Origin of the sequence: Ignavibacterium sp. (genome assembly GCA_032027145.1) — a bacterium.
In the GTDB taxonomy this organism is placed as follows: Bacteria; Bacteroidota; Ignavibacteria; order Ignavibacteriales; family Ignavibacteriaceae; genus IGN3.
This window is the reverse complement of sequence record JAVSMP010000001.1, coordinates 3446845-3468244: the sequence shown is the minus strand read 5'-3', so window position 1 is coordinate 3468244 and position 21400 is coordinate 3446845. Positions and strand designations below refer to the sequence as shown.

The 21400-nt window shown below is 32.6% G+C and carries 18 protein-coding genes; 17 read left to right on the top strand and 1 reads right to left on the bottom strand.

Going from position 1 to position 21400, the window contains the following annotated elements; translation table 11 throughout:
- The first annotated feature begins 97 nt into the window (after nt 1-97).
- The 11 genes from era (at nt 98) to ROY99_14480 (ending at nt 9424) form a co-directional block, all read left to right on the top strand.
- Nucleotides 98-1009, top strand: a complete 912-nt coding sequence (era, locus tag ROY99_14530; protein MDT3697597.1) for a GTPase Era — start codon at nt 98-100, stop codon at nt 1007-1009.
- 36 nt (nt 1010-1045) lie between these two features.
- Entirely contained in the window at nt 1046-1948 is a 903-nt protein-coding gene (locus ROY99_14525; protein ID MDT3697596.1) for a DMT family transporter, read from the top strand.
- A complete protein-coding gene (locus tag ROY99_14520) occupies nt 1941-2222 on the top strand; it encodes an acylphosphatase (protein ID MDT3697595.1) in 282 nt (93 codons plus the stop codon). Before ROY99_14525 ends, ROY99_14520 begins: the two co-directional genes overlap by 8 nt.
- Nucleotides 2223-2308: 86 nt before the next feature.
- The gene (gene ispF, locus ROY99_14515; protein MDT3697594.1) at nt 2309-2806 is read left to right on the top strand and encodes a 2-C-methyl-D-erythritol 2,4-cyclodiphosphate synthase; all 498 of its coding nucleotides are present in this window, start codon (nt 2309-2311) and stop codon (nt 2804-2806) included.
- Nucleotides 2799-3407, top strand: a complete 609-nt coding sequence (locus ROY99_14510; GenBank protein MDT3697593.1) for a DedA family protein — start codon at nt 2799-2801, stop codon at nt 3405-3407. Before ispF ends, ROY99_14510 begins: the two co-directional genes overlap by 8 nt.
- Entirely contained in the window at nt 3404-5056 is a 1653-nt protein-coding gene (lnt, locus tag ROY99_14505) for an apolipoprotein N-acyltransferase (protein MDT3697592.1), read from the top strand. Before ROY99_14510 ends, lnt begins: the two co-directional genes overlap by 4 nt.
- A gap of 99 nt (nt 5057-5155) precedes the next feature.
- A complete protein-coding gene (gene ltaE / locus ROY99_14500) occupies nt 5156-6178 on the top strand; it encodes a low-specificity L-threonine aldolase (protein MDT3697591.1) in 1023 nt (340 codons plus the stop codon).
- Nucleotides 6179-6260: 82 nt separating this feature from the next.
- Nucleotides 6261-6704 (top strand): thioesterase family protein, encoded by a 444-nt coding sequence (locus tag ROY99_14495; protein MDT3697590.1) that lies wholly within the window; start codon nt 6261-6263, stop codon nt 6702-6704.
- 117 nt (nt 6705-6821) lie between these two features.
- A complete protein-coding gene (locus tag ROY99_14490; GenBank protein ID MDT3697589.1) occupies nt 6822-7511 on the top strand; it encodes a ribonuclease H-like domain-containing protein in 690 nt (229 codons plus the stop codon).
- 6 nt (nt 7512-7517) lie between these two features.
- On the top strand, nt 7518-8603 hold the full coding sequence (locus ROY99_14485) for a glycosyltransferase (protein MDT3697588.1): 1086 nt from the start codon (nt 7518-7520) through the stop codon (nt 8601-8603).
- Entirely contained in the window at nt 8594-9424 is an 831-nt protein-coding gene (locus ROY99_14480; GenBank protein MDT3697587.1) for a class I SAM-dependent methyltransferase, read from the top strand. Before ROY99_14485 ends, ROY99_14480 begins: the two co-directional genes overlap by 10 nt.
- 121 nt (nt 9425-9545) lie before the next feature.
- Here ROY99_14480 and ROY99_14475 read toward each other — a convergent pair whose 3' ends face one another.
- Nucleotides 9546-11984, bottom strand: coding sequence for a phosphodiester glycosidase family protein (locus ROY99_14475; GenBank protein ID MDT3697586.1), 2439 nt, complete (start codon nt 11982-11984; stop codon nt 9546-9548).
- A gap of 1066 nt (nt 11985-13050) precedes the next feature.
- Between ROY99_14475 and ROY99_14470 the strand changes: the two genes are divergently transcribed.
- Genes ROY99_14470 through tagF form a run of 6 tightly spaced genes read left to right on the top strand, consistent with a single transcriptional unit; the run spans nt 13051 to nt 21394 of the window.
- Nucleotides 13051-14259 carry an FHA domain-containing protein gene (locus ROY99_14470; GenBank protein MDT3697585.1) on the top strand — a complete coding sequence of 403 codons (1209 nt, stop codon included), beginning with the start codon at nt 13051-13053 and terminating at the stop codon, nt 14257-14259.
- 42 nt (nt 14260-14301) lie between these two features.
- Nucleotides 14302-14748, top strand: coding sequence for a type VI secretion system lipoprotein TssJ (tssJ, locus tag ROY99_14465; GenBank protein ID MDT3697584.1), 447 nt, complete (start codon nt 14302-14304; stop codon nt 14746-14748).
- Nucleotides 14749-14805: 57 nt separating this feature from the next.
- Nucleotides 14806-16140, top strand: a complete 1335-nt coding sequence (gene tssK / locus ROY99_14460) for a type VI secretion system baseplate subunit TssK (protein MDT3697583.1) — start codon at nt 14806-14808, stop codon at nt 16138-16140.
- A gap of 44 nt (nt 16141-16184) precedes the next feature.
- Complete coding sequence (gene icmH, locus ROY99_14455; GenBank protein MDT3697582.1) at nt 16185-16877, top strand: type IVB secretion system protein IcmH/DotU; 693 nt, start codon at nt 16185-16187, stop codon at nt 16875-16877.
- 44 nt (nt 16878-16921) lie between these two features.
- Entirely contained in the window at nt 16922-20443 is a 3522-nt protein-coding gene (gene tssM, locus ROY99_14450; GenBank protein MDT3697581.1) for a type VI secretion system membrane subunit TssM, read from the top strand.
- Between the two features lie 3 nt (nt 20444-20446).
- The gene (gene tagF / locus ROY99_14445; GenBank protein MDT3697580.1) at nt 20447-21394 is read left to right on the top strand and encodes a type VI secretion system-associated protein TagF; all 948 of its coding nucleotides are present in this window, start codon (nt 20447-20449) and stop codon (nt 21392-21394) included.
- Nucleotides 21395-21400: the final 6 nt, after the last annotated feature.

Below are 21400 nucleotides of genomic sequence, written 5' to 3'. Positions count from 1 at the left end.
TAATCAGAATTTTCTTCTGTTGATTTAATTGCAGCTTTCGGCTATCTATTAATTCCCTTATCATTGTTATATTTGCACCCTAATAAATTTAAAAATGATGAAAAATAAATCAGGTTACGCAGCAATAATTGGTTTGCCTAATGTTGGCAAATCAACTTTAATGAATGCTTTGCTCGGTCAGAAAATTTCAATAATAACGGCAAAGCCCCAAACAACAAGAAAAAGGATTCTTGGTATTCTATCCGAAAAGGAATATCAAATAATTTTTCTTGATACACCGGGAATCTTAAAACCGGTTTATCTGCTTCAGGAAAGAATGATGGAAGATGTTGAATCATCAATTAAAGATGCAGATGTTTTTATAATAATTTTTGATGTCAGCTCAATTGGTTCACTAAAAGAATCAGAAGAGAATGAAATTATAAAAAACCTTATGGATGATGATTCGAAAGTTAAAATATTAGTACTCAATAAGATTGATACAATACCGCAGGATAAAGCTGTTCAGCTTATACAAAGATATGAAGACACAAAAAAAATTAAATCTGTAATTCCTGTTTCAGCTAACTTAAGCTTTAACATAGAAAGATTAAAAAACGAAATTGCAGAAAACCTGCCTGAAGGTCCAAAATATTACGATGATGAAATTGTATCTGATCAGAATGAGAGATTTTTTGTTTCAGAAATAATTCGCGAAAAGATTTTTGAACTTTATGAAGATGAAATTCCATACAGTTGTGAAGTTTTAATTGCTGAATTTAAAGAAAGACAAAGCGCCAAAGATTACATCAGTGCAGAAATTGTTGTTGAGCGTGATTCTCAGAAACCTATTATTATTGGCAAAGCCGGCAGGGCAATAAAACAATTAGGCGAAAAATCCCGCCAAGCAATTGAAGAATTTTTAGGCAAAGAAGTTTATCTTGAACTGCGAGTTAAAGTAAGAGAAAAGTGGCGCTCAAATCCAGTATTTTTAAAATCGTTTGGTTACATTCGTGAAAAAGAAGGTTAAGGTTTAGCCTGAAATAAAGCTCAGAACTATGCACTCATGAAAAAATATTTTGGCGAAACTGCATTATTTTCAATGACGATCATTTGGGGTGCTACATTTGCCTTAATGAAGGATGCTTTTTCAGATATTTCTCCAACATTATTTGTTGGTATCCGATTTACTATTGCAGCGCTGTTAATCATCCCTTTTGCTTTTAACAGACTGATTGTAATAAACAAACAAACTTTTTTAGCCGGCTCAATACTTGGAGTTTTTTATTTCTCCGGTTTTGCTACTCAAACAATCGGACTTAATCTTACCACTGCAACAAAATCTGGTTTTATAACCGGAACATTTGTTGTCTTTATTCCAATCTTACAATTGATTATTGAAAGACGAAAACCCGGCTGGTTTAATCTTATTAGTATTGTTTTAGTGCTTATAGGATTGCTTATGTTATCAAGCGGAGGAGATAATGTTATTAGTTTTATGCAAAAACTTGGCTCTGATTTTAATCTTGGTGACCTTCTGACCTTAATCTGTGCTTTGTTATTTGCTTTTCAGGTTGTGTATGTAGATGTATTTACTAAAAAGTACGATTACCTTCCAATGGTTTTTGTTCAGCTTTTAATTTCTGCTATTGGTGGATTTTTATTAGCCGCAGTGTTTTCTGTTACTTCTCTTGAAACTGTTAGATTTACCCTGACTGGTAATCTCATCTTTACAGTTCTTTACACTTCTGTTTTTGCATCAGTACTTGCAACAATAATTCAGTTGAAATACCAGAAAGTAGTATCACCTACAAAAGCAGGAATAATTTATTCCATCGAACCTATTTTTGCCGCTGTCTTTGCTTACTTTTTACTAAATGAAAAAATATCTAATTTTGGCTTGATTGGATGTGTTCTTATTTTTTTAGGGCTGATATTGTCAGAAATATTTTCAACTAAAAATGAATAATAGTAAACGGACAAAAATAATCGTTAACGGACTTGTTCAGGGAGTTGGTTTCAGATACTTTGTGATGAGACATGCTGAAAACCTTGGGTTGAAAGGCTATACGCAAAATCTGTTTACAGGCGAAGTACTAACTGAGGTTGAAGGTGATGAAGTATTGATACTTGAATTGATTAAACAATTAAAAATTGGTCCATCAAGAGCGCATGTTGTTAACTGCTTTGTTGAATGGTCAGAGAATAAAAATGAATTTTCAAGATTTGAAGTTCGATATTAAACATACTCATCTTTCTTTGCGTGCTAAATATTCAATCAATTCACGCATTGCATATAAAGTTTATCAAGGCTAACAAAGAGAATTAAATGAAATTAAATTTTAGAACAGGCTTTGGATTTGATGTTCACGCTTTTGCTGAAGGAAGGAAGTTAATTATCGGGGGGATTGAAATTCCTTATGATAAAGGTCTGACTGGTCATTCAGATGCCGATGTGCTTTTGCATGCAATATGTGATGCTATGCTTGGTGCTTTAGCACTTGGTGATATTGGTGTTTATTTTCCGGATACAGATGAAAAATGGAAAGATGCAGATAGCAAGCTGTTATTAAAACAGGTTAATGAGTTAGTAAAATCTAAAGGCTATGAAGTCGGGAATCTTGATTGTGTTCTTGCTTTGCAGCAGCCGAAGATTTCTCCTTATTCTGCTGCGATTAGAAGTAAGATTGCAGAGATACTTAAAGTAGATATTGAACAAGTTTCATTAAAAGCATCCACTACGGAAAAACTCGGCTTTGTTGGAAGAAACGAAGGAGTTATTTCTTACGCCACAGTCTTACTTGTAAAGAAGGAAATTAATGATTGAAGAGCTGCTTACCCACTTATCAAGCTTAACCCCAATCTTGATTTATGTTTTGCTTTTCACTTTTGCTTATATCGAAAATCTTTTCCCTCCATCGCCGAGTGATATTGTTATTGTAATCGGAGGTACATTAGTTGGAACAAATTATTTACATTTTATCCCAACTCTTATCTTTGCTACCGGAGGAAGTATTGCAGGTTTCCTTACAGCTTTCGGTATAGGCTGGTTGTTGGATAAAAAACTAATTCACTCAGGAAAATTGAAGTTTATAAATCTTCAGACAATTGAAAAAGCAGAAACAGCATTTCGTAAATGGGGATATTATTTAATCGTTGCAAACAGGTTTTTACCCGGCACAAGAGCAGTTATTTCATTTTTTGGAGGAATGAGCCGTCTTGATGTACACAAAACAATGTTTCTTTCTTCCATCAGTTCGCTGCTATGGAATATTATACTGATTTATCTTGGAATTTTTTTTGGTGAAAATGTTGCTCTTGTAGATAGATATCTTAACACCTACAGCAATATAGTTGTTGCAGTAACAGCTATAGTAATATTGTTACTAGTCATTAACTATTTTATTAAGAAGAAAAGAATTAATTGAAATTATTTAATAGAAAAAATAAGATTGAATTATCAGCTGAAGAAAAAAAGATCAGAAAAAGAGAAAGGTACTTATTAATCCTTTCTGGTTTGATGTTTGGTATTTCATTTACTCCGTTTCCTTTTCCGTTTACTCTCTTTTTATTTATTGCTTTTGTTCCATTCTTTTTTGTTGTTACTAAAAGACAAAGTTTAGCTGATGTTAATAAAGCTTCTTACCTGACATTTTTTGCAATGAGTATTACCACAATATACTGGGTCGGGAGCTGGCAAAGTAAAGCTGATCCGTTTTTAATGTTGAGCGGTGTTGTACTTGTGTTCTTTCTGCCCTGTGTGATGCTTATAAATTCATCTCTTTATTTTTTATCAAGAAAAGTTTTTAAGAAGGATCTTTCTCTATACTTCTTTCCGATGTTTTGGGTTACAGGAGAATATATTTTAACATTAACTGATTTAAAATTTCCGTGGCTTACAATCGGGCACGGCTTGACAAAGTTTACTTCTTTTATTCAGATTGCTGATGTTGTCGGGGCATTTGGTTTATCTTTTATAGTATTGTGGATAAACATTTTCATATTTAAAGGATTGAAACATTTTATAGATAAATCTTCATCCGGATTATTGAATATATCTGCAGCAGCAGGAATTTTTGTTCTGATTATTATTTATGGCTTTATAAAAATCTCATCATCGGATGAAATTGAGAAGAAAATAAAAGTTGGAATCATTCAACCAAATATTGATCCCTGGAATAAATGGGAATTAGGAGGTTTGGGACAAATACTTGATAATTATTTTGAACTATCACAAAAATGTATTGATCAAGGTGCGAAATTAATTATCTGGCCAGAAACAGCTTTACCTGTTTATTTATTATCGGGTGGTTACGAAAAAGAAGTTGATACAATTTATTCTTTCCTGAATGCTAATAAAGTATCATTATTAACTGGTATGCCCGACTTCAGGATTTTTGGTGCTGATCCTCCAAAGTCTGCAAAATATAGTGAGATCGGAAAATATTTTTACGGAACTTATAATTCAATCTTATTACTGCAAGATGATTCTTATGAAGTTCAAAGATATGGTAAGATTCATCTTGTACCGCTCGGCGAACACACACCCTTTGTTGATCAGCTTCCGTTTTTAGGTGATCTTCTAAAATGGGGAGTAGGAATCAGCGGCTGGAATATCGGACAGGATACTACAGTCTTTAATTTTTATGATAATGGTGACACTGTAAAAATCGGAGGCTTGGTTTGTTATGAATCTGTATTTCCGGCATTCCCAAATAACTTTGTTGAACGCGGCGCTGAGTTTCTGACAGTAGTTACAAATGATAGCTGGTATGGTAAACTTAGCGGACCTTATCAACATAAAGAATTTGCAGATTTACGTGCAGTTGAAAACAGACGAGCTGTAGTTCGTTGTGCCAATGGAGGAATAAGCTGTTTGATAAATAAATTTGGCGTTACTGAAGTTGAAACTGAAATGTTTACCCGAACTTATTTGGTTGTTGATGTTCCATTAAACGATCAGATAACTTTCTATACTAAATATCCGTTGATAATTCCGGTTCTGTCATCTGCATTTGGATTCTGGATTTTTGGTATTAATATTTTAATGTGGATGAAGAAAAAATTTAAGTTATAATAATTAATATCATCGCGACCAAAAGCGAAGTGATATGTAATTATTTATTTATATTGCTTCGTTTAGTGAAACCATGTTCGCAATGATATGGAGTAAAAAATGATTGACCTTAGAAGCGATACAGTTACACGTCCCTCAGAAGCAATGCGAAAAGCAATGTATAATGCCGAAGTAGGCGATGATGTATTTAAAGAAGATCCAACAGTAAACAAACTTGAGCAATATGCTGCTGATTTACTTGGTAAAGAAGCAGCGCTTTTTGTATCAAGCGGAGTGATGGGAAATCAGATTTGCTTAAATATTTTAACAAAACCCGGTGATGAAGTTATATGCGAACGTGATGCCCACATCTTTAATTATGAATCTGGTTCACCAGCTGCATTAAGCGGTATTCAGCTTAATCCGATAGATGGTAAATATGGAATTATTACTGTTGAACAGGTTGAATTATTTATCCGTCCCTCTTCTGCTTATTATATGCCAAGGACAAAAGTTATTGAAATAGAAAACACTCATAATCGTGCTGGCGGAACAATCTGTCCGATTGAAAATATTATTGCATTAAAGGAATTAGCAAAAAAATATAATCTTAACTATCATCTAGATGGAGCAAGAATCTGGAATGCTTCTGTTGCATCCGGCATTTCTGTAAAGGATTATGCCTCACACTTCGATTCAGTTTCCTGCTGCTTATCAAAAGGATTAGGCGCACCGGTTGGTTCTATCATTGCTGGGTCAAAAGACTTTATCAAAGAGGCTTACCGGATTCGAAAAGCCTGGGGCGGGGGAATGAGACAAGCCGGAATTATTGCTGCTGCCGGTTTGTATGCTTTACAGAATAATATTGATCGGTTAAAAGATGATCATGAGAAAGCTAAATTTCTTGCCGAAAGAATTAATGCAAATACAAATCTTGAGATTGACTTGAAAGCAGTGCAGACAAACATTCTGCTTTTTCGTCCAAAAAATATCTCTGTTGAAGAAGGAATAAAAAAATCCAAGGATAAGGGATTACTTCTTTCAATAGGTAAAGTAGATTTGATACGCGCTATTACACATCTGGATGTTTCTTTTGATGATGTTAAAAAAGCTGCTGATATAATTGATGAAGTATTTAGTTAATTAAATTGTTGGATTATCTCATTGTTCAATTGTTTTAATTTTAACAATGAAGCAATACAACGATGTAGCAATGGAAAAATAAATGGAAATAAAAGATTTTACACATAAGACATCAGTTAAGGTACGCTTTCACGAAGTAGATATGCTTGGTGTCTGTAACAACGCCGTTTACATAAATTATTTTGAAACAGCGAGACTTGAATATATTAAAGCTGCCGGCTTAATTCCTAAGGGAGGAATTTTTTCAGACGGTAATTTGTTTTTTATGGTTAGGAATGAAATTAATTATCGCGGACATTCTTATTTTGATGATGAGTTGGATATTTACTCCAGGATATCATATATAAAAAAATCTTCTTTTGGATATGATCATATAATTGTAAATAAAAAAAGCGGTTCAATCATTGTTGATGGTAAAGGAGTAGTAGTTTTTGTTGATCCCAAAACAAGGAAATCAACACCATTAACAAATGAGTTTATTGAAAAGATTAAAACATTTGAACCTGGAGTTGAGATTCTTCAATAATTGTCGTTGCGAGTAAATCCTCGAACTAAACAATATAATTTATGGTTGCGGATTGCTTCACCCCGATAGAATCAGGGATTTACAATGACATTCTTAATTCATTATTTGGAGGTTAAAATGCGTAAACTAATCTTTGATATTGAAACTTGTTCTGTTCCTTTCGATTCTCTTTCTGATAGCCAGCGGGAATATTTATTAAAGTACTCTGAAAAAGAAAATGATCCGGTAAAGAGAGAAACAATGAAAGATGAGACTATTCGATATACCTCGCTTTATCCCTTTACTGCAAGGTGTATTGCAATTGGCATGTATGATGTTATGAAAGATAAATCTTATGTGTACTACGAATCAGAAAAATCAGAAGAATGGAATTCTGAAAATACAAATGTATTTTATAAAGGCTTAACTGAAAAAGAAATGCTGGAGTCATTCTGGAGAATTGCAAAATATGTTGATCAATTTGTAACATTTAACGGGAGAAATTTTGATGTTCCTTTCTTAATGATGCGTTCTGCAATTCTGAAAATTAAGCCAAGCAAAAACTTAATGGCATACCGGTATGGTGATGAGCATATTGATCTGCTCGAGCAATTTACTTTTTACAGTACAACAAGAAAATTTAATCTTGATTTTTATTGTCACGCATTTGGAATTGAATCTCCAAAATCAAAAGATATATCGGGAATGGAAGTGAAAACCCTTTATGAAGCAGGTAAAATAAAAGATATCGCAGTCTATTGTTCAAAAGATATTTATGCTACTTATCAGTTGTATAAAATTTGGGAAGAGTATTTAGCTAATCGTTAGTGTAAAATGGAAATTCAAATTACAATTTATTCTATAATATTTTTTTTTCTTCTGATGGCTGTTAGTGTTTATAAAGGATATTTATATCAGATTAAACAAAAATCAGGCAGCATAAATAAACCAGAGTTATCCGTTGTGATAGCAGCAAAGAATGAAGAGGAAAATATTCCTTTGCTGTTTGAATCATTAGATAAAATAAATTATCCTGTTGAAAAATTTGAAGTAATACTTGTTGATGATAATTCTACCGATAAAACTAACGAGCTGATTAAAGAGTATATCAAATCAAAGACAAATTATAAACTGATAAAAGCGGACAAAAAAAAGTTTGAAGGTAAAAAAGGTGCATTGCAACTGGGTATTGAAAACTCAAAGTATAATCTAATCGTTATAACAGATGCAGACTGCAGACCTGAAAATAATTGGCTGAAAGAAACTGCTGGTAAACTTGATGCAGGATTTGATTTTGCATTCGGTGTTTCACCGATAAAAAGCGGAAGTTATTTTATTCAGAAGTTAGCTGCATTTGAAAACTTCAGAAATACCTATTTAACTATATCAGCAGTTGGATTGAACATACCTTATTCTGCTTCTGCAAGAAGTTTTGCATTCAGAAAAAATTCGTTTAATCGTGTTGGCGGTTATTCCAATACTACCCAAACAATTTCCGGTGATGATGATTTGCTTTTGCGCGAAGCAGTTAAAAGTAAAATGTTAATTGGTACTATTGTCGAACCTGATACATTTGTTTTTTCTGATCCGCCCAATTCATTAAAAAGCTATCTAAGGCAGAAGAGCAGACACCTTAAAACTTCTCTTTATTACCTGCCTAAGCAAAAACTTTTTTTAGGTTTGTGGCATACCGTAAATCTAAGCTCATTATTTTCAGTGGTTCTTTTCCCAGTTTCATTTAATTTTATCTTTCCTTTTACAGTGAAACTTGTTTATGATTTTTATGTTGTTACCAAACATCAGGAAGAACTTGGACAGCATTTTAGTTTCTGGCAGATAATTCCTATGCAAATCGCATTTGAAATATTTCTGATAATAAACTTTATCAACTCACTTATTGGTAAACCTGAGTGGAAGTAAATAGCAATACCCCCATTTGGCTTGACCCTTTGCATCCAAACTTTTTAAGGTGGGAAAAGTCTCGCAAACTATCGCTTGAGCGTGGTAGATTTGTCCGGTCAATCATTGAACAAAAAAATAAGATAGAAAATTTCTTAATTATTGACCTTGGTTCAGGTGAAGGCGGAACTACAAGAGTGCTTGCAGAAGATAACTTTGTGGTTAGTGTTGATCTAAGTTTGATAAGACTACAAAGGCAGAATAATTCTGATATCAAATTCTCTAAGATTAACGGTGATGTAACTAATTTGCCTGTCAGAGATAAGTTTGCAGATTTAATTATTGTTCAGGATGTAATCGAACATTTAAATAATATTCATTCTTTTTATGAGGAAATTAAAAGAGTATTGAAGCCGGATGGAATTGTCTATTTGAGCACTCCAAATAAACTTTCATTTATTAATCTGATTTCCGATCCGCATTTCGGATTACCGTTTATTTCAATACTAAAACGCCGGACAATAAAAAAATATTTTTTAAAATATTTTCGTAAAAATGACTTTTACAGAAATGATATTGCACAGCTGCTATCACTTAAAGAATTGATTGAATTATTTGCCAAAGATTTTTGTTTTGAGCTGAATACTAAATTAGCAGTTGAAGAATTGTTTGATGGAAATAAAGGAATAGTATGGAGTGACATTCATTTAAAGTTTATCTCATTTTGTAAGATAACCCGTATTGACACAATTATAAAAAAAATAGCAAATAATAAATCAGGGATTGTAAACAAATTTATTACCCCGACATTCTATTTTGTCTTCACCAGGAAAAGTAGCTGATTAAAGTTTATGTTTATCAATAAAAGTGTTCTTTACAAATCCTAATTTACAATTACTTTCAACTTAAAATATTTTTATTAACGCTTTTAATTAAATCTAATATTCTGAGTAACCTCTGGCACTATTTTAATAGTATCATTTTTTTTGTTTCGGTAAAATTTTGTCCTGAATTTGATTCAGGATCTGTAGCTTGTAGCCGATAATAATAAATACCTGAGCTAAGATTATTTTTAGAGAATTTTACACTATAATTACCAGCAGGTCTATACTCATTAACAAGAGTTGCTACTTCTGTTCCCAAGACATCAAAAACTTTAAGTGAAATTAATTGTCTGCTTTTGGTTTCGAACTCTATTATAGTTGAAGGATTAAACGGATTGGGATAATTCTGATTCAATTTGAAATTACCGGGTATCCCTTCCTCTTTCTCAACATCAGTTACAATAAAATGTGCACGAAAATCATCAAAATATATTACACCATTATCTTTCTTTCCATCATTTGTTTCAGCCAGGTATGTTCTTACCCATTTTATCGGGAAATCAAGAATAGCAGAAGGATTTACCCAACTGGGAACAGCATCACTCAAATTTATCTCGATATATTTCCAGGTATCTGTCCAGTTAATTCCCGGATCACCGCTTGTAAAGTCAATTAAAAATGTTTCGTTGTCTTTGTCCTTAAACTCACCTCTTAGCCAATGTTTTTTTCCATCGCCATAAACCTGCAAACTAAGTTTACTGGGTATTCCAGATATTTGAATCTCTTTATTAAGATATAATGCACTTGTACCCCCGGTTGTTAAACTGTAAATTAATTTTCCCGAACCTGGTTCAGAAATATAAATAGTACTATCAAATGAAAAGCTGCATTGAGCGAGATTAACTCTTGTACCGGTTAAAGTATATCCGGAAAGATCGGAAAAATCATCAAGCATTACTGTAGTTGAAGTTCCAATAAGTAGTTCAGCAGTTCCGCTGACACTATCAATTGTTGCAATTATCTGTCCTGAGCCTGTATTACTTGCAGTAAAATATCCGCTGGGATTTATCGTTCCTAAATTATTAGTTACTGACCATTGAAAATCACTCTGTAGAAGAGAAATAGTGTTGTTATAATTATCATAAGCTGTTGCTGTCATCTGCTGTGATTGACCGGGCTGTAAAATAACCGGATTCGGTGTTAAAATTATTTGAGAGATTTTAGTAAGATGAACAATTACCGAATCTCTGATATCTCCTACTTCTGCATAAATAAAACCTGATACTGTATCAAATGAAGCAGTAAACTTTCCGTTTTGAGTTATACTGCCGATTAAGGGATCACAACTCCAGACTAAAGAGCCGGCAGGTATTGTAACAGGATTATAATATTCATCAAACCCTTTAGCAGTCAGAGTAATGCTCTTTCCTCCATTGATGAAAATCTCGCGTGGATTTATCTTTATAGAAGCAAGAACTCCAGTTGGTGCAGTGCTGATTAACAAAAGACTATTTGACACTGACCGTTCACCAGCGGGGTCCGAAGGGCTGTTAACAATATTACCTCTTACAACCATTGTGGATGACCCGCCTCCATCAAGATTTAAACCATTATGTACACTCCAAGTTTTCATATAATCGCCAAGTTCCTTATAAGTCATACCGATGCTTAGCAAAGGTTGTCTGCCGTCAACAACAAACATGAAAAATTCAGTTGTATCCTGATTAAATCCTACAGAAGTGCGTGGATGACGATCTCCATTATCAGGATTAACAACGCCATTTTGAACCAGCCAGGTATTTCCGCCAATTAACTGGTCAAGACTTGGCAATGAGGGTAATAATTTTAAAACTATTTTTATTGTATCACCAGTTGAAAGATTATTTTCAATAAATGCACTTGCACTGCCGTGCCCGGAAATCACTGCTTTATTATTTCCTATAGCAGCATTTCCTACTCCGGAAATAACTGTTTCAACCAAACATCTTATTGTATCATTAACCAGCCAGTTATCAATTGGAATAATCCTGGCTTCTGTACCGAACTGATTAGTTGATGTAGTAGCGCCCATAAACGAGTTATAAAAAATCAGTTCGTTATTATTTCTGGTTTTGTTAACGCCTGAAATATTTTTAATGCTGTCAGTTGTAATTATTGAACCTGAAAAACTATTTAATCCGATAACAGGTTTTTTGTAAACATCAAAACCGACATTAAGCCAATTATTGTTTGATTTAAGTAGTTCTCCATTTGCTACCTGTGATCCGATTTGCTCTCCAGTGCTTGTATTGTAAAAATCACCATTAATTGCAGCAACAACTTTGTGTTCTTCATAATTGTTTCTTAAAGCCATTGAAGATGTTTTTTCAAATGCAAGTAACTTATCCCCTGCTTTTACAGATTGAAACTTAAGCCACGGATTCTGAAGATCAATTTTAATAATGTTAATATTCCAAGGACCAGAATCAAGAATCTGATGATAATGAGTTACGCCGGGTCCAATTTGAACACTATCCAGAGAACCTGGAAAACTTATTGAGGAGATTAAAATTGCAAAGAGAGAAATTGCGGTTTTCATAATAACTCCAAATTAATTTCCTGTTGACAATTTTATTAAATGACACCTTTAAATTAACAATAATGTATCAAAACAATCTAAATAACTCTACAATGGTTAAAAAAAATTTAATAGGATTTAATAAAGATCTTAAAGCGGAATGTTATATTCATAAAAAAACCCTGATACTTTCGTACCAGGGCTTTGCCTTAGTTTCAGGCCTGGGGGTAAGCCTTTCCTAAGTACGCTCCAAAATTAACAAATTAACTTAGAAAAATAAACTAGTACTACTCTGTTTACGTTGGTAGGGAAAAGCATTCAGTGATTAAAATTTTAAAACTAATGAGGGTTCAAGTAAGGGTTGTTTGAATAGTTTTAATGATAAAAAATATAGTTGGATAAAATTTTAATTTTAATATTACTCAAGTATTAAACTCCGGATTAATTTCTTTATGACAAAATTGCCGCCGTTTATTAGTGTGAACTTAGAATCTAATTGTATAAGAATTAAGTAGTAATGTTATTCTGTTTACCACTTTGTAGTAACTTCTGAAAAACTGTTGTTATACTCATTTTTAATAATTTCTGATTTTATATTGAGGAATTTTAAAATAATCCTGCCTTAGTAGGTAAAAGGAAATTCTAAACTTTTTAATTAAAAGAATAGTTCATCAGCATCCTGTAAATAACCTTTGATCACTGCCAATCTTGACGCTGTATCCTAACTAAACATTTTCATTAAATTAGTTTTGATTTTTGAATAAAAAACATATTTTTGAGCAAGCATAGATTTTTTATTGGTAAAAGACTTTTGTTTTAATTGTTCTCAATTAATGAACATTTCTTATAAATTACTTTTAATTGAGCAAAAAAAAGTGATCAATAATAAAGTAATAATAGTATAAGAAGTTTTTATTGGTTTTACTCAATTCTGTAAATAAAGTTTTATTGTAATTAGATTTTGTAGTTTGTTCTCGGTATGTAAAAACCGGAAATTTGGATTACATCAATTAAGCTTGAAAGTTAAAATGTAACTGACCAAGCGAAGCTGTGTTTAAACAAATATTAATATTGGAATTATTGCTTTATGAAATTACTAATTACACTCCGAAAAATTTCTGATAGTTCATTTAACCGTAAATTTGAGTTTACACAATATCCTGTAAAATTGGGAAGAGAAGCCGATAATGATATTGTATTAGAAGATCAGAGAAAAGTTGTTTCAAGAAATCACGCCAGGATTATTAATACCGATGGTTTATTACAAGTTGTTGATCTTGGTTCTGCAAATTTTACCTACTTGAACGGAAATAAATTATTTCCGAATGATGAGAATGCAATAAAAAACGGCGATGTGATTAGAATTGGCGATTATGAACTTGATATAGCAGTTGAACAAATCAAGGTTGAAAGCGCACCTCAGTGGGATGATCAAAAGACAATGATCTTTTCAAATCCGTTTGTTGATGAAGTGCAAAAAATATCTGATTCCATACTTAAATTATCCGAAAAATATTTCTATGATGAGTCTCCGTTAAAAAGTGAGATGCTTAGAATGTCAATAATGCAGGGGTTGGATGGACTTTTATCAAATGATGTTAACAAAGTATTATCAGAATATTTTGCATCTAAATTTTTAGATCAAAGTTTTATCAGCTCTGTTAAGACAGAACCCTCACCAAAAATAATAACCGAAGAAAAGCCTCAGATAAAATCAAACATCGAAACTTCCCACTCTGCACCAACTACAAAACCACAGGTTGATTATTCATTCAGCTCATATTTTTCTGAATCTGTGGATGTACTGCTTGATACCATCACAAAACTTATCCAGGGTTATTTACAATTCAGGCAGGAGTTTTTTGGTGTTACTATTTATCAGACTATTCCAACCGGGTCATTAAAGGATATTAAGGAATATTTATTTAATCCCGATCTTTCAGCAGAAGAACAAAAGAAGAGAATCAGTCTTATAAAAGAAGAAACTCAAAAATTACTTACGCATCAGATTGGAATACTGGAAGGATACAGAACATCGGCAACTGAAGGCAGTCAATCATTACTTCAATCTCTTGATCCTGAAATAATTGAAAGAGAAACATTAAGCAAACAAACATCCGCAATGGATAATCTGATACCAAATGCAAAAAAGGTAAAAATACTTGAAGCGATAAAAACCAATTATAAAAAATATATTTCGGATCCGTATCATTTGGAAAAGAAATATTTCAGACCGCCGTTTATCAAAGGATATCAGAAAAGAATATCTGCCAGGAACGAAGTAAACGAATATTAACTTTTACAAATCAATTTAACTTAAAAAATATTGTTGATAGATATGAAAAAAATAATCTTAACACTTTTACCAGTCTTTACAATGCTTTTATTTTCCGGATGCGGCAGCGGTAAAGAATATATACAAGTAAGTTTTAAAAGTTATGATAACTCAAACGGCGGTAATGCTGTTGTAGTTACAATTTACCAGTTAGCAAATGCTGATAAATTCCGTCTTTCAAGTTTTGAATCTCTCACTAAAAATGCAGTTGCGGCTTTAGGGTCTGATCTTATCCCAAATTCTGTTTATGAAAAAACAATGGTACCGGGTGAAAGTTTTAATCTTGATGAACTTGAGATAAAGAAAGAAGCAGCTTTCCTTGGGGTTTTGGCGGATTTTCATTCACCTTCTGCAGATGGATGGCAGAGCGTTGTTGATTTAAAAGATGGAATAGACAAACTAACAGTTAAGGTTCAGGATAATTCAATCTCTGTTCAGGTTGATAATTAGTTCATTACTTAATTAAAGATTTTTCCAAGCATTAAAAGCGATTACAATTTTATGAAAATGCAAAAAACAGTTTGGTATGAAGGAATGAAACTGGATCCTCATCATTTCCAGCAAACAGACAGATACAATCATTATTACATCAATTCCAGATTATCAATGATCAACTCCAGCAATTGGGGATTAAAAAAAATAATGATTGATAATGCTTCACTTTCAGGCGGTAATTTCAGCCTTATAAACTGCAGCGGTGTAATGCCGGATGGAATGATATTCAATATCCCTGAAAATGATTCTGCACCTAAAAGCAGAAATTTTGAAAGTATTTTCTCTGCAACTGCTGAAAGGCTTAGTGTATATCTTGCCTTACCGGTAGAACATTCTTCAGGCAAAAATTGTCAGCTTGAAGATTCACAATTTAATGATCCTTACAGATTTGTAATGCAGAATACTGATGTAATGGATTATAATACAGGAACAAATCTTAGAAACATTGGAATAGCCAAACCTAATTTTCAATTTAAGTTTGAAGATGAATCTTTAGAAGATTTTGTTTCGATAAAACTTGGCGAAATATCAAGAAGTTCCGATGGAAAATATCAGATGGAGGTGCAATATATTCCACCATGTCTTGAAATCTCAGCTTCAGAAGTAATACTGCAGCACGTTAGAAATATATTGAGCACACTCGTTTCTAAAAGCAAAGAGTTAAAAGCACAGACAAATATTCAAAAGCCTGAATTATCATTAACACAGGTTGAAGTTCTCTTAATGCTTCAATCAATTAATTCCTTTATTCCATTGTTAAATTATTATCATAATTCAAAACATATTCATCCCGAAGTGCTATATTCTTTTCTATTAACAGTAGCGGGGCAGTTATCAACTTTTTCCAACTCAGAGTTAAGAGTTGATTCATTGCCAATTTACGATCATAAACATCTTACAGAAATATTTGAACATGTTGTTAATGAGATACAAACTATGTTGAATGTTCAGAAGACAGTTGAGAGAAAGGATCTTGTTATACAATTAAGAAGACAAGCTGAAACTTTATTTGTCGGACAACTTTCACCAAATCATATTCAGGCACAATTCTTTATCTCTGTAACGGGTGATATTCCTGAAAAGAAAATAATTACTGAACTGCCAAAGAACATCAAAATATCTGCTTACGAAGAAATCTTTGCAGTTCATCAAGCCGGCATACAGGGTGTAACGATTGAATATGTTGCACGACCGCCAGCAGGAGTTTCTGTAAATGAGAAAGCACAATATTTCAAAATAAATAAAGAAGGCAGATTCTGGGAAAAGATAGTCCAGAAAAACAATATAGCTTTTTTTATTGCTGCTGAATTTAAATCATTACAGATGGAGTTGGTTTTACTGTTTTAGTTTATTGATCACTCTGATTAAAAATATTTTTATAGGGTTTTTAAATGGCACAAGATAATCCGATGGAGAAAAAGAAAAATCTTTCTGATTTAGCTTCTGAATGTCTGATACTTATTTTACAATTAAGAGCAACAACTAACTACGGCGCTGCAAATACACTTAAATCGCGTGTGCTGGAAATGTTCGAGAGATTTGAAAGTAATGCAAGAAAAATCGGTGTGGATAATGAAAGGATAAAACATGCAAAATTTGCGCTTGTTGCATTGCTTGATGAAACTATCATCAGCTCCGAATGGTCAGAAAAGAGCGAATGGCTTACCGAACCATTACAAATAAAATTATTCGATACATTTAACGCAGGGGAAGAATTTTTTACTTATATGAGTGAATTGCGGCAGAGAAGCAGTGCAAATAAGGATGTTCTTGAAATATTTTATCTATGCTTAAGTCTTGGATTCAAAGGCAAATATCAGCTGCAATCTCCTGAAAATTTAAGAAGAGTAATAGATGATCTTAATCTGGAATTACATCCTGAAGCATATCGTTCATTAGATGCACTTTCACCAAACGGAAAACCAAAACAAAGTATTGTACAGACTGTTAACACAGGTTTGCCTTTATGGATTTATCCGGTTGGTGCCGCAGCATTGCTGTTGGTCTTATATGTCATTTTATCATTCTCAGTTTCCGGAAAATTAGATGATGTTATGGATATTCTCAATTCATTGAAATCATAATGCGGTATTTTCTATAAATCTTTTAAAATTATTCTTTTATTACTATGGGTAAAATTGCAGGAATCTTAAAAAGTAAAAATATATTATTAGCTCTCGGCTTAGTAATTCTGATATTTCTTGTTATTTATCTCGGTTCAGTTATACATATAACCTGGACAGTTAGAATCGGTATAATAATTTTTATTCTGCTTGTTACTGTTATTGTTATTCTTTTCAAGAAAATGAAAGATGCACAGAAAGCAGGACAAATTGAGAACTCAATAAGCAGCTCATCTGATTCACAAATGTTAAGCCCGGAAAAAAGAGCTGAGATAGACCAATTTAAGAAGCAACTTGAAGCCGCAATAACAGCGTTAAAAAATTCAAAGCTTGGACGCGGAAAAACTGGTAAAGCTGCACTTTACAGTTTACCATGGTATATGATAATCGGACCTTCTGCAGCGGGTAAAACAACAGCAATTCAAAATTCCGGATTAGAATTTCCGTATGGTAAAGATTCTGTTAAAGGTGTGGGAGGAACACGGAATTGTGATTGGTTCTTTTCGACCCGTGCAATATTTCTGGATACAGCAGGCAGATATATATCTGAATCTGAAGACAGACCAGAATGGGTTGCCTTTCTTGAAACTCTGAAAAAGAACAGAAAGAAAAAACCAATCAATGGGGTTATTGTTGCGTTAAACATCGATGAGATAATCAAGAATGATAATGCTCAGTTGTATGAACATGCTAAAAATATCAGAGGAAGAATTGATGAATTAATTTCTAATCTGGGTATTGTCTTTCCGGTTTATTTTGTATTTACAAAATGTGATTTGATACAGGGATTTGTAGAATACTTTGGTGATTTTAGTGAGATAGAGCGCTCGCAGATCTGGGGCTCTACATTTAGTTCGCAGGGACAAATTGAAAAAAATCCTAAAGAAGCATTTGAAAATGAATTTAATAAATTATCCGAAGTTATCTATAAAGCAAGAACTATCAGGCTAAGTAATCCGCTTAAAAGAGAACAAAGAAGAAAAGTTTTTTTATTCCCGTATCAGTTTAATTCATTAAAAGAAAAACTTACATATTTAATTGGTGAAGTGTTTCAATCAAATCCTTATCAGGATAATCCGATTTTCCGTGGATTTTATTTTACTAGCGGAACACAAGAGGGCGCCCCACTTGACCTGGCAATTAAAAAAATAGCTCAGCAGTTTAACCTTCCACCAGCACAGGGCGAACAGTTTGATGAGATGCTGGAGACTAAAAATTATTTTATTAAAGATCTTCTTAATGAAGTCGTTATTCCTGATCAGAATTATGTTGTAGGTCAAACTGCATCTGTTATTAAGCAGGGCAATGTTACAAGGCTTATAACAATAGGCGCATCTGCATTTGTGTTTTTATTATTTGGATTATTCTTTCTTTTAGGCAGAAGCGGAAGTTCTGAAGCACTTGATAAAATAAGTGCAAAAGCAAATTCATTCAGCAAGATTAACTGGAGCGGCGATTTACTTAAAAACTTCACTCAGGCAGATTCATTAAGACAGATTATTGTTCAGATAGAGAATAATGATTTCAACAATTCATTTTTTAATTTCGGATTGGATAGAAGCGAAGATGCACTCGATAATTTAACCAGTCTTTATTTAAATAAAACTAATCCGTTCTTTACACAGTATATATACAACGATATTATTAATACACTTACAAATTATTCAAAAGGACAAGAATATTCTGGTGAACAAATTTATAACAATCTTAAAGCTTATCTATTGCTTGGCAGCGAACGGTCAAAGCTGGATACTATAAATCAAAAAGTATTAATTAATACTTTTACTGGCATTCTTAAAAATAAATTTCTTAATTCAAATTCAATTGTTTCTTCTGCAGATAAGGATTCTTTGAATAATTATTTCAGAAATTACACCACATTTTTTACAGAGAAATTATCCAATCCGGCAGTTTATCCTATTCAAAATGATAACACTCTGCTAAGTTTGGTAAGAAATAAATTCCAAAACAAACCGAGTGCTGAAAGTATTTATGCAAGAATGAAAGAAAATGCCAGAACTCAATATCCTGCAGAATTAACTTTAGGACAATTGGTTCAGGGAAAAACCGGACAGATAATGTACACAGATATCAGAATACCATTCATTTTTACTTTAGATGGATGGAGGAATTATTTTGAGCAGGCAATATCTGAAGAAAGCAAAAATCCGGGTAAAGAAGATTGGGTGCTTGGCAAGTCTCAAAACAGCCGCTCATATTATGATAATTATAATAGCGAAGATATGAGAAATCAACTGACTGATTTATATATCAGAGATTATACACAAACATGGGTACAATTTTTTCAGAGCATAAAATACTCTGGATTTGAATCAATACCATTTGCGGCAAACAGTTTAAAACTACTCAGTGATCCGGGCACTTCCCCATTAGTGCTTTTATTAAAAGTATTTGCCGATCAGTCAAGCGTATTAGCAAATATCAAAACACCTGTTGATTCAACTAATCCTTATGCAGCTTTTTACAGCACCGCAAGTAATTCTGATATTAAGAGATTAAGAAAATTTGTTGTTGGTCCTGAAGATGGTTCTGCTCCGCCTGATTTAAATATTATAATTATGCAGTATGGGATGTTAAATGGAATACTTGAAGGACTAAAAGGCGGACCTGATTTAGTAAAAGATTACGCTATTAAGGTTATGAATCAGCAGGCGCTTGATTATCAAACTGCTGTTAAGACAATACAGAGTGCAATATATAATGTACCGGAATTACAATCATTGTTAACCGAACCAGTCAATGCAACCTGGAGAGCAACTCTTTCTGATGCAACTTCATCAATCAGTGTTCAGTGGAAAACCAAAGTTGTTGATGTATTTAATAAGATTCTTGCCAAGTCATTTCCATTTAATGATAAAGGAACTGATGCACCAATACAGGACTTTGATGAATTTTTTAATCCGCAAACCGGGGTATTTTGGACTTTTTATAATTCTGAGCTAAGTTCATTTATCAAGAAAGATGATTGGAAGGTTAATCAGCAGGAAGGAACCGGAGCCAGTTTCTCTGCTGATTTACTTAATGCACTGAAAAAAGCTGATGAGATAACAAGTATGCTTTATAAAGGCGGTGAGTTAAATTTAACATTTAAACTCAAACCGCAATTACCAGATTCAAAAACTATATCAGATAGAAAAGCAACGGTTATACAATATTACTTAAAAATTGACGGTGTGATTGATAATTATAAAATGGGTGCACCTTACGAAACAGTTTTTAACTGGCCTGATAAAAGTTCTTCTGGTTCATCTTTATATTTAACATTAAATGAGTTTGGAACTTCTGATATTAAATCTTATAACGGTGATTGGTCATTTTTCAGACTTCTTAATGATGCATCTATTTCAAGAGGCAATTCTGCATCTCAGTTAATACTCAGCTGGAATTTCGCAAAACCGAATTTATATGATGTTACTGCAAGTTATATCTTAAATGCCGGAAGTTCAAAACATCCGTTTTCTCAGAATTTTTTCAAATCATTTAAGATGCCTAATTCACTTAACTGATTTATGTTAAATGATAATAGCACAAATACTAAAAATGTTACCACCGGCTTTTTTGGAAAGCTTACAGGGTTTGCTGATTTTATTAAATATAATGCTTCAGGTAACGAAATATTAACAGTTGATAGCTGGCTTCAGGAAGGATTGGCACTTGCCAAATTAAAACTTAAAAATGAATGGAAGAACTATTACGATAAAATATCAAATATAAATTTCATTTATCCGTTTACTGATACTGATAATATTACTATCGGAATTATGGTTCCAAGTTGTGATAAAAGCGGTAGAAGTTATCCCTTTTTAGTATTCAGGAATATTGAGAAAAAAGCAAACGAGCCTAACTATCTGATCCCTTCTTTTTATAACAGATTGTTTGTGAGTTTTGAAGAAGTAATTGAAGAAAACAAAACGATTCAAGATACAGCAGATTTAAAAGCAGTGATGGATAATCTTAATCAGTTCGGATCAAAAAATCCAAATATATTTAATGATTATAAAAATTTTGTTTCAAGAACTGATTTGAACAGTCTGTTTGGATTTGATGATAATGAAGTAATTCAGTTAAACAATTATCTGGAAAATAATATTAAAATATTTCTGCATTTAATTTGTATTAAATATAAATCAACAGGAGTTCAATCAGATAGCAATTTAATCATAAGCTTTTACATTCAGTTAATACAAATATTGTTTAAAAATCCAAATACATCACCGGCAGTTTTCTGGATTAAATATGATGATAATTCGGGTGTAATATTTTTTACATTTTCCAAACCGACTCCTAAAGATTTTATAGACCTTTTATTAAACAGCAACAATTCAGAGATAACTGTAAATACAACTGATCAGAATAGTATTAGCAATGGTAAAAATTTAATTCAGGATGGTTTGATGATAGATTATAATTTAAACTTAACTGAATTTTTGAACTATATTAAAACTCATCTTAACTAGTGTTTA

Excerpts from the sequence above, each read along its gene's own strand:
- ROY99_14475 (MDT3697586.1), bottom strand. The coding sequence starts at position 11,984 with ATGAAAACCGCAATTTCTCTCTTTGCAATTTTAATCTCCTCAATAAGT.
- tssJ (MDT3697584.1), top strand. The coding sequence starts at position 14,302 with ATGAAAAAAATAATCTTAACACTTTTACCAGTCTTTACAATGCTTTTA.
- ROY99_14490 (MDT3697589.1), top strand. The coding sequence starts at position 6,822 with ATGCGTAAACTAATCTTTGATATTGAAACTTGTTCTGTTCCTTTCGAT.
- ROY99_14485 (MDT3697588.1), top strand. The coding sequence starts at position 7,518 with ATGGAAATTCAAATTACAATTTATTCTATAATATTTTTTTTTCTTCTG.
- ROY99_14520 (MDT3697595.1), top strand. The coding sequence starts at position 1,941 with ATGAATAATAGTAAACGGACAAAAATAATCGTTAACGGACTTGTTCAG.
- ltaE (MDT3697591.1), top strand. The coding sequence starts at position 5,156 with ATGATTGACCTTAGAAGCGATACAGTTACACGTCCCTCAGAAGCAATG.
- tssK (MDT3697583.1), top strand. The coding sequence starts at position 14,806 with ATGCAAAAAACAGTTTGGTATGAAGGAATGAAACTGGATCCTCATCAT.
- ispF (MDT3697594.1), top strand. The coding sequence starts at position 2,309 with ATGAAATTAAATTTTAGAACAGGCTTTGGATTTGATGTTCACGCTTTT.
- tssM (MDT3697581.1), top strand. The coding sequence starts at position 16,922 with ATGGGTAAAATTGCAGGAATCTTAAAAAGTAAAAATATATTATTAGCT.
- ROY99_14495 (MDT3697590.1), top strand. The coding sequence starts at position 6,261 with ATGGAAATAAAAGATTTTACACATAAGACATCAGTTAAGGTACGCTTT.
- ROY99_14525 (MDT3697596.1), top strand. The coding sequence starts at position 1,046 with ATGAAAAAATATTTTGGCGAAACTGCATTATTTTCAATGACGATCATT.
- era (MDT3697597.1), top strand. The coding sequence starts at position 98 with ATGAAAAATAAATCAGGTTACGCAGCAATAATTGGTTTGCCTAATGTT.
- tagF (MDT3697580.1), top strand. The coding sequence starts at position 20,447 with ATGTTAAATGATAATAGCACAAATACTAAAAATGTTACCACCGGCTTT.
- ROY99_14470 (MDT3697585.1), top strand. The coding sequence starts at position 13,051 with ATGAAATTACTAATTACACTCCGAAAAATTTCTGATAGTTCATTTAAC.
- icmH (MDT3697582.1), top strand. The coding sequence starts at position 16,185 with ATGGCACAAGATAATCCGATGGAGAAAAAGAAAAATCTTTCTGATTTA.
- ROY99_14510 (MDT3697593.1), top strand. The coding sequence starts at position 2,799 with ATGATTGAAGAGCTGCTTACCCACTTATCAAGCTTAACCCCAATCTTG.